The sequence below is a fragment of the Xanthomonas sp. WHRI 10204 genome, from assembly GCF_040202875.1.
Lineage (GTDB): Bacteria > Pseudomonadota > Gammaproteobacteria > Xanthomonadales > Xanthomonadaceae > Xanthomonas.
In genome coordinates, this window is the sequence record NZ_JBEGDW010000001.1 from 1274348 (window position 1) to 1287871 (window position 13524).

Consider the following 13524-nt stretch of genomic DNA (forward strand, 5'->3'; position numbering starts at 1 on the left):
GGCGGCGGTGGACGAGGACGGGCAATGGCGCAGGCAGCACGCAGCACACGCAGTGACCGGACCATGCACATGGTGCGCGGTTGGCTGACGCTCCCTCTGGCACTGCTGATTGCCGTGGCTGTCGGCATGGCCGTGCTCTCGGCACTGGCCATCGAAATCCAGTCCGGTGCCACCGCCTGGATCGTCGGCCAGAGCCACTGGTCCAACGCCCAGCAGGAGTCGGTGTACTGGCTGGAACGCTATCTGGTGAGCGGCGATCCGGCCGACCTGCAGGCCGCCTGCCGCGCGCTGGAAGTGCCGCTGGGCGACCGCGCGGCACGCGAAGCAGTCGAACAGCCGGTGATCGCCTGGACGGCGGTCTATGCCGGACTGGCGGCCGGCCGCAATGCCCCTGAGGACATGCCGCAGATGGTGCGTCTGTACCGCTACGGCCATGTCTTTCCGTATCTGGGCGACGCCATCGCGATGTGGAAGCACACCGACGCCGACCTGTTGAAGCTGAGTGCATTGGCCGACCGTGCCGCCTCCGTGCAGGCCGCCAATACGCCGGATCCGCGCGCGCTGCAGGCCTTGCGCGACGATCTGCATCTGCTCGATGGCCGCATGCGCGGCGATGCGGCGCAATTCCAGGCGCTGCTGATCCGCTGCGCGCGGCTGCTGCACGACGTGATGGCGGCCTGCAGCCTTGCCACCTTGTTGTTGGTGCTGACCACCTGCGTGCTGGCGATGCGCCGTATCCGCGACTATCTGCTGTCGCACGAGGGCCGTTTTCGCACGGCGTTTCAACAAGCCGCACTGGGCATGGTCAAGTTCGATCTGCGTGGCCACGTGCTGGATGCCAACGCCTCGATGGCCAATATCCTGCGCTACCGCCCGGAGGAACTGCAGGCCCGCACCCTGGCCGAGGTGGTGCATCCGGACGACATCGTGCTGGACAGCCGCGGCATGATCGACTGGCCACGGCTGATGCAGTCCGGCGAGCTGCGCTTCCTGCGTGCCGATGGCGAAGTGATGTGGGGCCGCTGGAGCGCCTCGCTGGTGGAGCCGGGTCCGGAGGAACCCACGCTGGTGCTGGCGGTGATCGAAGATGTCTCGCACGCGCACGAGCTGGCCGACGAGGTCGCCTTCCACGCGCGTCACGATGCCTTGACCGGCCTGATCAACCGGCGCGAGATCGAGCGCCGACTGCTGCGTCTGATCGAGCCGCCACAATCGCCGCAGCTGTGCCATGCGTTGTGCTTCGTGGATCTGGACCATTTCAAGCTGGTCAACGACACCTTCGGGCATGCGGTCGGCGACAAGTTCCTGTGCCACTTCGCCGACGTGATCACCATGCAGCTGCGTCCGGGCGACTGGCTGGGGCGGCTGGGTGGCGACGAGTTCGCGATTCTGCTGGCCAATACCGATCTGGTGCAGGCGCAGGCCTTGCTGGAACGCATGCATGGTGTGCTCGGGCAGCCATGGAGCCATCAGGGCGGCCGGCCGCTGACGCCGAGTTGCAGCTTTGGTGTGGTGGAAATTCGCAAGGGCGCCAGCGACGTCAATGCCTTGATGACTGCGGCCGATCTTGCCTGTCATGCGGCCAAGGAAGAAGGGCGCAACCGGATTCGGTGTTTTGGCGAGAACGATCTGGCATTGGCGCGTCGTCGGCATGACGGTGGCTGGATCAGCGCCGTGCAGCAGGCCGTCGCCGAACAGCGGCTGCTGCTGTACGCACAGAAAATCCAGGTGCTGAGCGACCCCGGTCGTCTGCAGTACGAAGTGTTGGTGCGCATGCGCGCGCGCGATGGGCGTGTGCTGAGCCCTGGCGAATTTCTGCCTGCGGTGGAGCGTTACGGGCTTGGGCGCATGGTCGATGCCTATGTGCTGGAAACCTTGTGCGCGCAACTGGCCGACAACCCGATGCATGTGGCGACGCTGGATCTGTGCCATGTCAATTTGTCTGCGCAATCGATCGCGCAGCCGGACTTTCTCGATTTTGTCTGCGCCTTGTTCGAGCGCTATCCCACGCTGGTGCCCAAGCTGTGCATGGAGATCACCGAAACCGCGGTCATCGGCGATCTGGAACATGCGCAGCGCTTCGTGCAGAGCGTGCGTGCGCGGGGCTGCCACGTGGCGCTGGACGATTTCGGCAGCGGCCTGGCCTCGTTCGGCTACCTCAAGCAATTTACGGTGGATGTGTTGAAGATCGATTGCGGCTTCGTGCGCAATTACGCGCATGACGCGGTGGACCGCGCCGCGGTGCATTCCATTGCCCAGGTCGGCCTGGCACTGGGCATCGAAGTGGTGGCCGAAGGGGTGGAGTCGGAGGCGGATATCCCCGGCCTGCGCGATGCCGGCGTGGGCCAGGTGCAGGGCTTCAGCCTGCACCGTCCATGCCCGCTGGAAGACCTGATCGCGCCACAGCCGTTGCTGGCCGTGACCGGATAGGGCCAGCCGGCAGAGCCGGGCGCCACGCTGTGACTGCACAAAAGTACGTTGCCGGCTGTAAATCGCCGATAATCGAACGATGACAATCCGACTCAACAAACATATCGCCGACACTGGCTTCTGCTCGCGCCGCGAGGCCGACCGCCTGATTGGCGAACGCCGCGTCACCGTCAACGGTGTGGTGGCCGGCACCGGCGCGGTGGTGGGCGACGAAGACACCGTGCTGGTGGATGGCCAACCGCTGCGCGCGCGCGAGGCCAAGAAGCCCGGCGGCCGCAAACATGTCTATATCGCGCTCAACAAGCCGGTGGGCATCACCTGCACCACCGAGAGTTCGGTCAAGGGCAATATCGTCGAATTCGTCGGCCACGAGCAGCGCATCTTCCCGATCGGCCGCCTGGACAAGGAGTCCGAAGGGCTGATTTTGATGACCAGCAACGGCAACATCGTCAACGAGATCCTGCGCGCGGAAAACCGCCATCAAAAAGAGTATCTGGTGGCGGTCAACAAGGCGGTCACCGACGAATTCTTGCGTGGCATGGCGCGCGGTGTGCGCATCCATAACGAAACCACGTTGCCGTGCCGCACCGCGCGTATTGCCAAGTTCGGCTTCCGCATCGTGCTGGAGCAGGGGTTGAACCGGCAGATCCGCCTGATGGCGTCCGAATTCGGCTACCGGGTCACCCAACTGCGGCGGGTGCGCATCGACAACATCAAGCTTGCCGCGCTCAAGCCTGGGCAATGGCGCAACCTGAGCGATGCGGAATTGCGCGGCCTGCTGCCGCAGCGTACCGACTGGTAAACCGGTCGGCCGGCCGGATGCGCTGCCGGATGGCAGGCGCAGTGGTCGTCATCAGGTGCTTCCGCTGCAGTCGGTATGGGCGTTCGCGTGCGGCCCGCGGGGTGCGATAGCTGACCAAACGCTGCGCTTGGCGCCTTGTGGGCGCGGGCTTGGTCATCGTCATCCTCGGTAAGCGCCGGCCGCTGAAGCGTTCACGCGTTCGCTGCGACGCGTCGGTCTCGGGTGTTACGCGACACTGCGGTCGCTGTCGGCCAACGCCGTGTCGCGGGATGGGGTGTCATTCGCTCAGTCGACGATGTTCTTGGCTTCTGCAGTGCCCAGTAACTCCGGGTGCACCACCTTGCGCCTGCGTTCCAGCACCGGATGCAGAAACACCGCGCCCAGAATGATCGCCACGCCAAGATAGAACTGCAGGGTGAGCTCGCGCTGTTCGCCCAGCAGGGCGATGGCCAGCACGATGGCGTAGACCGGTTCCAGATTGGTCACCAGCTGCACCGAATACGCGCTGAGATGACGCAGCGCGACCAGCGCCAGCGCAAACGGCAGCAGGGTGCAGGCCAGCGACAGGACGAGCAGCAACACGCCATCGTGCAGGCTGGGAAGCATCAACAGATCGCCATGCAGCGATGGCAGCAGCAGCGGCATGGCCGGTGCCAGCACGGTCAGGGTCAGCGTGCCGGCGCCCAGCTCCAATGCAGTGACGGTAAGCGGGTCTGCATGCGCCACCATGCGCTTGTTGAGAGAGCCGAACAGCCCGACGAACACGGCCGAAATCGCGCCGACCACCACCCCTGCACGCATACCATCGGGCACGCCGCCGACCACCAGCGCCACTCCTGGCAACACGGCAAGGCCGAACAGCAACTCGCGCGGGCGGAACGGCCGCTGCGTCACCCATGGCTCGATCACGGCAGTGAACACCGGCGCCAAGGCAATGCAGGTGGCCGCCACCGACGCGTTAGCCAGCTTGATCGCGCCATAGAAGGTCAGCCAGTGCAGCGCCACCAACGCGCCGATGCCGCAATAGCCCAGCACCACACGGCCAGACAAGCCGCGCAAGCCGCGCCACACCCGCGGCCACAAGGCTAACGCCACCACCACGATCAACATGCGCCACCACACCAGCGGCAATGCCTGCAGCGTGATCAACTTGCCCAGGATCGCGGTGATGCCCCAAAGCAGCACGCAGAAATGAATTTGCAGTTGCGCCTTGCGCAGGTCGGTCGTGGGCATGCGCCATTGTCGCCGAAAAGCCGCAGATCGGCGCCGTGCAATGAGCCTTATTGGAGCGGCTGACAACACCAGGCGAGCAGTCGTCAGGTGGGTAGGGGCGGCGCGGTCAGAACCGGAGTGTATGCGTGGTACATGCCGCACCAAGCATCAACCACGCTCGCCTGGCGGCTGCAAAGTCATCTTTTCAGCTGCTCTAAGCCCCTCTCCTGCGGGAGAGGGGTTGGGGTGAGGGTACGGTCTACTCCAGCGATTGACTCAATCGTGCGCAGGCCGCTTGGCAACTCAAAGAAGGCCGCGTCCCACAGCACGCACGTTGTAATGTTTTCACGACGTTGGCGCCCAACGACCACATTGCTCAAGACCATGCAGATAGCCGCTGGATCATGCGCTGCCGAAGATCAGTCGACCACGCATCGGCGTAAGCGCGCTCGGCTTCACCAAGAGCGGCTAACAAAGCTAGCGAGCAGTTGTCAGGTGGGTGCGGAAGGCGTTCTCAGAACCGCATGTACGCGTGGCCCGTACCACACCGGCCGCGCCCGCCTGGCGGTGAGCGTAGTTGTTTTGTTGGCTGCTCTAAAACGTGTTCGCCACACACGCCAGCCGGCCAGGGGATATCGCTGCCAGCAACACGTCATCCAGCAGACAGTTCTTTCAATAGCGCCATCGCCGCAGCCGGATTGCGCTCCTTCGCCGCACTGATGAAGAACACGAACACTTCGCGCGGCGTGTTTGTGGCCTGTGGCGTGGAGTCAATATGCGGCAGGTCGGCCGGGTCGTCGCCGCGTCGCCAGGCCTGGATCCGCTCGGCCCAACGCTCCAATGCTGGCGCCGGATAACCGGCATGCAGACGTACCTGGCTACGCATCAGACGCGCGTAAACAAAATCGGTGGAGAGATCGGCGAAGGAGGGATGTTCGTCCGAATCGGTGAACACCGTGGCCACGCCGTGGCGGCGCACCAGCGCGAGCAGCGACGCATTCACCGCCGCAGGGTCGCGAATTTCGAGCACATGCCGCAGCGTGCGACCGCCTGCGCGTTGAGGCAGCAACGCCAGAAAGGCCTCCAGGTCGTCGGCCTGCAGCCGATGTCCTTGCTCGAATTGCCACACCAGCGGCCCCAGGGTATCGCCGAGCTCGACAATGCCGCCGACGAAGTCGTCCACCTGCGCCTTGGTGCCCGCCAGTGTGCGTGACTGGGTAATGCGCCGCGGCGCCTTGGCAGAAAACACGAAGCCGGGCGGCACGTCATCGCGCCATTTCGCATAGGTCGCCGGTTTTTGCGCGCCGTAATAGGTGCCGTTGATTTCGATGGCAGTGACCTGGCGGCTGGCGTATTCCAGTTCGCGCCGCTGCACCAGGCCTGCTGGATAGAACATGCCTGCGCGCCATGGCGCATACACCCAGCCGCCGATACCGACATGGATGCCGTCCAGGACGGGTGGCGCGGAAGCGAACAGATCAGACATCGCAGGGAGACTCGCTGGCAAAGGTGTGCACGATGAGGTGCCGCAGTGGTGCGGCGCGGAGTGGCAGTCACAGCCTATCGCGTGGCGTAGCGGGATTGGATGCGGTGTGACAGCGAAGCCGCCGGCTGGCGATGCGGCCAACGGCAGCGCTCGCCGTGCCAGTCTGCGCGACGACGCACAGCCAAGCGGCATCTTCGCTAGCGCTCCGATGATGCAGGTCGCGATGACGTGCGACCGGCATTGCACCGTTGGCGCGGCACCAAGCGAGGACGGCAGCGCCAGCGAATCTTTACCGCAAAATCCGATATCCCGATCAAGCCCGGTCCACGCGCGCCTCCCGGTGGCCGCAGTCGTCTGTCGGTCGTTCTGCGCGATGCCAGCAGGCGACAGGCTGCCGAGCAGTCAGCGCCGAGACGACATCAACCGACACCCGGACCCCATCGCAGCCGGCTACCATGCCTGCTCAGCCGCTTGAGACCGCACCGATGACCTGGACCACGCCCGATCTGTGTGACCGCTTTCCCGAGGTGACCGTTGCCGAGCCGTTGTTCCGCCACTTTGGCGGGCGCAGCGTGTTCTCCGGGCCGATCGCGACGGTGCGCTGTTTCGAAGACAACTCGCGCGTGCGCGAGCTGGCCGCCACGCCGGGCGATGGGCGGGTACTGGTGGTGGACGGCCAGGGCTCGTTGAAGCACGCGCTACTGGGCGACCAGATCGCGGCGCAGGCGGTGGCCAATGGCTGGGCCGGCGTGTTGATCCACGGCTGCGTGCGCGATGTCGAGATCCTGGCCACGTTGCCGCTGGGCGTGCTGGCACTGGCCGCCTGCCCACGGCGCACCGAGCGACGCGATCTGGGCGATGTGGATGTGCCGGTGAATTTTGCCGGTGTCCCGTTCGTGCCCGGTCATTGGTTGTACGCCGATGCCAACGGCGTGCTGGTAACGCCGCTGCCGCTGTTGTTGGACAGTGCCAGCGTCGCAATCTGATCGACACTAAAAGAGCGTGAGAATGACCTTGAACGGATGGCTGACGGGAGGCGTGCTGATGCTGGCAACCCTGGTGACAACAACGCACGCGGCCGAGCTACCGGCCGGCATGCAGCAGTTCGATGCGCAGATGGAACGGGTGCGCAAGCAGTTCGATGTGCCCGGCATTGCGGTGGCCATCGTCAAGGATGGTCAGGTAGTGCTGGAGCGCGGCTACGGCGTGCGCGAGATCGGCAAACCCGAGCCGGTGCAGGCAGACACATTGTTTGCGATCGCCTCCAACACCAAGGCATTTACTGCCGCGTCGCTGTCGATTCTGGCCGACGAGGGCAAGCTGTCGCTCGACGACAAGGTCATCGACCACCTGCCGTGGTTTCGGATGTCCGACCCTTATGTCAGCGGTGAAATGCGCGTACGCGACCTGCTTGCGCACCGCAGCGGGCTGAGCCTGGGTGCCGGCGATCTGTTGTTCTGGCCGACCACCAGCTACAGCACCGAAGAGGTCGTGCAGCGCCTGGCCAAGGTGCCGTTGAAAGGCGGGTTTCGTGACCGCTACGCGTACGACAATATCTTGTACGCCGTCGCGCAGAAGGTGATCGAACAGGTCTCCGGGCAGTCCTATGCCGCGTTTTTGCAGCAGCGGATCTTCGCTCCGGTGGGCATGCGTGGGACGCGCTTCAACGCCGACCATCTGCAGCCCGGCGACACCGCGGCGGTAGGCCATGCCAAGTACGACTTCACCGAGCTGCGCACGGCCGCACCGCTGACCTGGTCGAACAATTCCGGTGCCGGCGGCATCTATTCCAGTGCGCACGACATGGCGTTGTGGATGAACGTGCAATTGGCCGGTGGGGTATTGCCCGATGGGAAAGCGTTGTTCAGCGCCAAACGGCAGCAGGAGATGTGGTCGATGATCACACCGATCGCGATCGCCGACCCGGCGGTGCCGGAGCTGGCGGCGGTACGCCCCAACTTTGCCGGTTACGGCGAAGGCTGGAGCCTGAGCGACTATCGTGGCCATCGGCTGGTGTGGCACACCGGCGGCTGGCCCGGCATGGTGTCGCGCCTGACCCTGGTACCCGACCAGAAACTGGGTGTGGTGGTGCTGACCAATCAGGAAGTGGGTGCAGCGTTCAACGCGGTGACGCTGCAGGTGCTGGATGCGTTCTTGCAAGTGCCGCCCACCGACTGGACCGACGCGTACGCCAAGGCCGTGGCCAAGGCCGACAGCGATGCCGACACCAGCTGGAAGAAGCATCAGGATGCACGCACCGCACGCTCGACGCCGTCGTTGCCGCTGCGCGGTTATGCGGCCACCTATCGCGACCCGTGGTATGGCGATGTGGTGATCCGCCAGGACGGCAAGCGGTTGCGGCTGCAGTTCGCCAAGACGGCGCAGCTGATCGGCACGCTGGAGCACTGGCAGCACGACAGCTTTATCGTGCGCTGGGACGACCGTTCCTTGAACGCCGATGCTTTCGTCAACTTCGCACTCACTGCGGACGGCGCGGTGCGCGAGATGCGCATGGAGGCGATCTCGCCGTTGACCGATTTCAGTTTCGATTTTCAGGATCTGGTACTGACCCCGGTGCCGGCGGCATCGCCCGCATCGCAGTGATACGCGTCTGAGGGCGGCGCCAGCGCATCTGCCGTGCGGTGCGCTCACCGCCAAGCGGAGGGGTGCCGTGTCCATCCATAACAGCTGAATTGGCCTGCTGGCGCGGAATTACCGCGCTCGGTGGCCATTCGGCTACCGTCCACCGGCGCGGCTCGCTATGATCCGCGCACTTCTCAGGGATGTCCCCATACGCATGACCACTCCGCAGATGTCGGTGTATTTTTTTCTGCAGGCTGCAGCGATCCTGCTGGTATGCCGGTTGGTCGGCATGCTGGCCAAGCGCCTCGGGCAGCCGCAGGTGGTGGGCGAGATGATCGCCGGCGTGATGCTGGGGCCGTCGTTGTTCGGCCTGTTGGCACCGGGTGCGCAGGCAGCGTTGTTCCCCAAGCAGACCATGGATGTGCTGTACGTGTTCGCGCAGTTTGGCGTGGGCTTGTATATGTTTCTGGTCGGTACCGACTTTCGCGGCGATCACTTCCGTGCGCGCTATCGCAGCGCGATGAGCGTGTCGCTGGCCGGTATCGCAGTGCCGTTTGCGCTGGCATTTGCGATGTGCCCGTGGCTGCTCAATGTGGAAGGCCTGTTCTCGGAAAAGGCCAAGCTCATGGAAGCCTCGCTGTTCCTGGGCGCGGCCATTGCGATCACCGCATTCCCGATGCTGGCGCGCATCATCCACGAGCGTGGCCTGACCAATAGCCCGTTGGGCACGTTGGCGCTGACCGCCGGTGCGTTCGACGATGCGGCGGCGTGGTGCATTCTGGCGGTGGTGCTGGCCAGCTTCGGCGGCAGCTGGGGCAGTGCGTACCTGGCCATCGGTGGCGGCGTTGCCTATGCGCTGTTCATGCTGTTTGTCGGCCGGCATCTGCTGCGTCGCCTGGCCGATCATGTCGTGCCGGATCAGCCGCTCAGCAACAGCATGCTGGCGATCGTGCTGATGCTGTTCTGCCTCAGCGCCTGGGCGATGGATGCGATCGGTATCCACGCCGTGTTCGGTGGCTTCCTGCTGGGCGTCTGCCTGCCCAAGGGCGCATTGACCGAGAAGCTGCGCGAGATGATGCAGCCGTTTGTGGTGGTGTTGCTGCTGCCGTTGTTCTTCACCTATTCGGGCCTGAAAACCCAGCTCAGCGTGTTGCTGCAGCCGCAAATCATGCTGGCCGGCGTCGCCATCCTGGCGGCATCGTTCATCGGCAAGGGCGTGGCCTGCTGGGCTGCGGCGCGCGCCACCGGCGAAAATAACCGCGACGCGATGGCGATCGGCTCGCTGATGAATGCACGCGGCCTGATGGAGCTGATCATCATCAATATCGGTTTGCAGGCCGGGGTGATCGAGCAGGGCCTGTTCTCGGTGCTGGTGCTGATGGCGATCCTGTCCACGCTGATGGCCACGCCGCTGTTCAACTGGATCATGCGTCGCCATGCCAACGTGACCGACGCGGTGCCGAGTCTGCAACAGCGCTGAGCGCCGGCCGCTGCTGCGCTGGCGAGGCAGCTGCGTCGCTGGTGAGAGGCAGCGCTTGTCGGCTGCTTGGCCGTGCGGGCAATCCTGACGTTTGAAGGCTGCGCATTGGCTGCTGCACAGCGCGCGCGAGCGCGCCGCGCGGTGCGCTGCATGCTCCGAACGAACGCACCTGCTTGACCAGGATGGAGCGATGTCGGCTAGTTGCTGGCGCAGTCGCAGTGCAGTCGCAGTGCAGTCGCATTGAGGCGAGCATGCCACCGCCGCCATACTGGCGTCAGATATCAGTCATCGAGTCGTCATGACCAAGGCAAAAAAGAAGGCCGCCCAGCAGGCGGTGCAGGTCCCGGTGCCGATCTATCAGTTGCAGATCGCATTGGCGGGCAGTGCACCGCTGGTGTGGCGCAGCGTGCTGGTGGCCGGTGCAGTGCGGTTGGCGACCTTGCACCGCGTGCTGCAGCCGGTGATGGGCTGGAGCGGTGTGCATCCGTACGAATTCGACGTTGGCGGCGGGCGCTATGGCGAGTCCGGGCTGGATGTGCCGGATCGCTCCCGGCTCAAGCATGCCGCGCGGGTCACGTTGGAAAGCGCGCTGGGCGAGCTCGATGCATTTGGCTATTTCTATGGGGCCGGCGCCGGCTGGCAGCATACGGTGCAGGTGCAGGCCGTCTTGCCGCCGGATGCAGCGCTGCGCGTGGCACGCTGCATCGACGGGGCCAATGCCTGCCCGCCGGAAAGCCGCGGCGGGATCGATGACTACCAGGAATTTCTGCAGATCATCGCCAACCCGGATCACCCGCAGCATGTGCAGGAACTGGCCACGCTCGGTGGGCGTTTCGATCCGGGTCACTTCGATCTGGTCGAGATCAACCGGTTGCTTGCGCGTGTTCGCGACTAAGAGCAGCGAACAAACCGACTGTGCTCACCGTCAGGCGGGCGCGGCTGGTGCTCGGTGCTCGGTGCGGCATGGACCACGCGTCCACTCCGATTCTGAGCGCGCCCCCCGCACCCACCTGACGATTGCTCGCTAGCTGTGTTGGCCGCTCTAAAGGCGGATGCTGACACGGCTGCGCCATGGAGTGCCGGCGCCGCGGCATCCACAGCAGCACTGGGCACCCGCAGCGCGACCTCCCAGGCGGAACTTGCCGCATCAACGCACTGCGGCTTGACGCCCAATCGGCTAGCCTGACCGCCCGGTGTTAGCGAAGTGCGTGCAATGTTCCGCTGGTTCGAGTCCCTGATCGATATCTTTCCGCCCATCGAGCGGGAGATGCCGCCCCGCAGCGTGTGGCGGTTTTATCTGCATTATCTGCGGCCGTTGTGGCCGATTCTATTGGCCACGCTGGTCGCAGGGCTGCTGCTGGCGCTGGTGGAAGTGGCGATGTTCGACTTCCTCGCTCGCATCGTGGATATGCTGGCCGAGCGACCGGGACCGGACTTCTTCCGTCGTCATGCGGGCGAGTTGCTATGGATGGCAGCGATCACGCTGGTGGCACGGCCGCTGTTCACCGGGCTGCATAACCTGCTGGTCAATCAGGCGATCGTCCCGGGCCTGAGCAACCGCTCGCGCTGGTTGATGCACAACTACGTGGTGCGCCAGAGCCTGGGCTTTTTCAACAACGATTTTGCCGGCCGCATCGCCAACCGCGTGATGCAGACGGGCACCTCGTTGCGCGAATCGGCGGTGCAGATGGTCGATGCGCTCTGGTACATCGTGGTCTATACCGGCAGTGCCCTGTGGTTATTTGCCCAGGCCGACCCGTGGCTGATGGCGCCGCTGCTGACCTGGCTGGTGGTGTATGTCGGGTTGATGGCGTTCTTCGTGCCGCGCATGAAGGCGCGTGCCTGGGTGGCATCTGACGCGCGTTCCAAGGCCACCGGGCGCATCGTCGATGGCTATACCAATATTTCCACGCTCAAGTTATTCGCCCACGCCGGCCGCGAAGAAGCCTATGTGCACGACGCGCTCGATGAGCTGGCGGTCAAGCATCGCCGGCAGACACGGGTGACCACCGCCATGGATACCGCCATCGCGGTGGCCAACGGTTTCCTGATTGTGGGTACCTGCGCATTGTCGCTGTGGCTGTGGAACCGTGGGCAGATCAGCGTCGGTGCGATCACGCTGGCGACCGGCCTGGTGATTCGCATCCACAACATGTCCGGTTGGATCATGTGGACGGTCAACGGCATCTTCGAAGACATCGGCAGCGTGCAGGACGGCATGCAAACCATCGCGCAGCCGCTGACCGTGCAGGACGCGCCGGATGCGGTGCCGCTGCGGGTCACCCAGGGTCAGGTGCACTTCGACCAGGTCCATTTCCACTACGGCAAGCGCGGCGGCGTGATCGCCGGGCTGGATCTGCAGGTGCGCGCAGGCGAAAAGATCGGCCTGGTAGGCCCTTCCGGCGCTGGTAAATCGACGTTGGTCAATGTGCTGCTGCGGCTGTACGACCTGGAGCAGGGGCGTATTTTGATCGACGGGCAGGACATCGCGCAGGTCACGCAGGAAAGCCTGCGCGGGCAGATCGGTCTGGTGACGCAGGACACTTCGCTGCTGCATCGTTCGATCCGCGACAACCTGCTGTATGGCCGGCCGCAGGCCAGCGACGCGCAGATTCTCGAAGCCGTACGCAAGGCGCGCGCTGAGAGCTTTATCGACGCCTTGGTCGATGGCGAAGGCCGCCACGGCTTCGATGCGCATGTGGGCGAGCGCGGCGTCAAACTCTCCGGCGGTCAGCGCCAGCGCATCGCCATTGCGCGCGTGCTGTTGAAAGATGCGCCGATCCTGATTTTGGATGAAGCCACCTCGGCGCTGGATTCGGAAGTGGAAGCGGCAATCCAGGACAGCCTCGACGCATTGATGGGCAACAAGACCGTCATCGCGATCGCGCACCGGCTGTCCACCATTGCCCGCATGGATCGACTGGTGGTGATGGACGCCGGCCGCATCGTCGAAACCGGTACGCATGCGCAGCTGATCGCGCAGGGCGGGCTGTATGCACGCCTGTGGGCGCGGCAGACCGGAGGGTTTGTTGCGGCGGATGGGTGAGGGGAACGATGCTTGAGTGCTTGAGTGTTCGATGCGAGAGAAGTCAGTTCGCCCGTACCCTCATCCGCCCCTGCGGGGTACCTTCTCCCGCATGCGGGAGAAGGGAGAGTCAGCGCTTCATCCGTCTGTTGGAGCAAGCCCCTCTCCCAGCGGGAGAGGGGTTGGGGTGAGGGTACGGGGCGGAGCCACTCGCTAGTTCGGCGACACCAGGCTTCGCTCGCACCCTCATCCGCCCCTGCGGGGCACCTTCTCCCGCACGCGGGAGAAGGGAGAGAGTCAGCGCTTCATCCGTCTGTTGGAGTAAGCCCCTCTCCCAGCGGGAGAGGGGTTGGGGTGAGGGTACGGGGCGGAGCCACTCGGTAGTTCGGCGACACCAGGCTTCGCTCGCGCCCTCATCCGCCCCTGCGGGGCACCTTCTCCCGCATGCGGGAGAAGAGAGAGAGTCAGCACTTCATCCGTCTGTTGGAGCAAGCCCCTCTCCCAGC

9 protein-coding genes and 3 other RNA genes are annotated in these 13524 nt (G+C 64.6%); 8 read left to right on the forward strand and 4 right to left on the reverse strand.

What is annotated here, in order from left to right:
* Positions 1 to 24: 24 nt before the first annotated feature.
* Positions 25 to 2430, forward strand: a complete 2406-nt coding sequence (locus ABQZ00_RS05545; protein WP_323537397.1) for a putative bifunctional diguanylate cyclase/phosphodiesterase — start codon at positions 25 to 27, stop codon at positions 2428 to 2430.
* A 79-nt stretch (positions 2431 to 2509) separates the two neighbouring features.
* Positions 2510 to 3232 carry a pseudouridine synthase gene (locus tag ABQZ00_RS05550; protein ID WP_055849889.1) on the forward strand — a complete coding sequence of 241 codons (723 nt, stop codon included), beginning with the start codon at positions 2510 to 2512 and terminating at the stop codon, positions 3230 to 3232.
* Positions 3233 to 3517: 285 nt separating this feature from the next.
* Here ABQZ00_RS05550 and ABQZ00_RS05555 read toward each other — a convergent pair whose 3' ends face one another.
* From ABQZ00_RS05555 to ABQZ00_RS05570, 4 genes are all read right to left on the reverse strand, one after another.
* The gene (locus ABQZ00_RS05555; RefSeq protein WP_055849891.1) at positions 3518 to 4465 is read right to left on the reverse strand and encodes a DMT family transporter; all 948 of its coding nucleotides are present in this window, start codon (positions 4463 to 4465) and stop codon (positions 3518 to 3520) included.
* A gap of 57 nt (positions 4466 to 4522) precedes the next feature.
* Positions 4523 to 4599: non-coding RNA, sX9 sRNA (locus tag ABQZ00_RS05560), on the reverse strand.
* Positions 4600 to 4910: 311 nt separating this feature from the next.
* Positions 4911 to 4985: non-coding RNA, sX9 sRNA (locus tag ABQZ00_RS05565), on the reverse strand.
* Positions 4986 to 5096: 111 nt separating this feature from the next.
* Positions 5097 to 5930, reverse strand: coding sequence for a DUF72 domain-containing protein (locus ABQZ00_RS05570; protein ID WP_323537396.1), 834 nt, complete (start codon positions 5928 to 5930; stop codon positions 5097 to 5099).
* A 485-nt stretch (positions 5931 to 6415) separates the two neighbouring features.
* On the opposite strand from ABQZ00_RS05570, the gene rraA reads away from it, so the two are divergent.
* The 6 genes from rraA to ABQZ00_RS05600 all read left to right on the forward strand — a co-directional run bounded on the left by rraA (position 6416) and on the right by ABQZ00_RS05600 (position 13039).
* Positions 6416 to 6916: a ribonuclease E activity regulator RraA gene (gene rraA / locus ABQZ00_RS05575; protein ID WP_115528467.1), complete on the forward strand. Its 501-nt coding sequence runs from the start codon at positions 6416 to 6418 to the stop codon at positions 6914 to 6916.
* 22 nt (positions 6917 to 6938) lie between these two features.
* Positions 6939 to 8534, forward strand: a complete 1596-nt coding sequence (locus ABQZ00_RS05580) for a serine hydrolase (RefSeq protein ID WP_323537395.1) — start codon at positions 6939 to 6941, stop codon at positions 8532 to 8534.
* 193 nt (positions 8535 to 8727) lie between these two features.
* Entirely contained in the window at positions 8728 to 9993 is a 1266-nt protein-coding gene (locus ABQZ00_RS05585; RefSeq protein WP_323518485.1) for a cation:proton antiporter, read from the forward strand.
* A gap of 298 nt (positions 9994 to 10291) precedes the next feature.
* A complete protein-coding gene (locus tag ABQZ00_RS05590; protein ID WP_323537394.1) occupies positions 10292 to 10888 on the forward strand; it encodes a plasmid pRiA4b ORF-3 family protein in 597 nt (198 codons plus the stop codon).
* Between the two features lie 68 nt (positions 10889 to 10956).
* Positions 10957 to 11032: non-coding RNA, sX9 sRNA (locus ABQZ00_RS05595), on the forward strand.
* Between the two features lie 174 nt (positions 11033 to 11206).
* Positions 11207 to 13039, forward strand: coding sequence for an ABC transporter ATP-binding protein (locus ABQZ00_RS05600; protein WP_323537393.1), 1833 nt, complete (start codon positions 11207 to 11209; stop codon positions 13037 to 13039).
* The last annotated feature ends 485 nt before the right edge of the window (positions 13040 to 13524 follow it).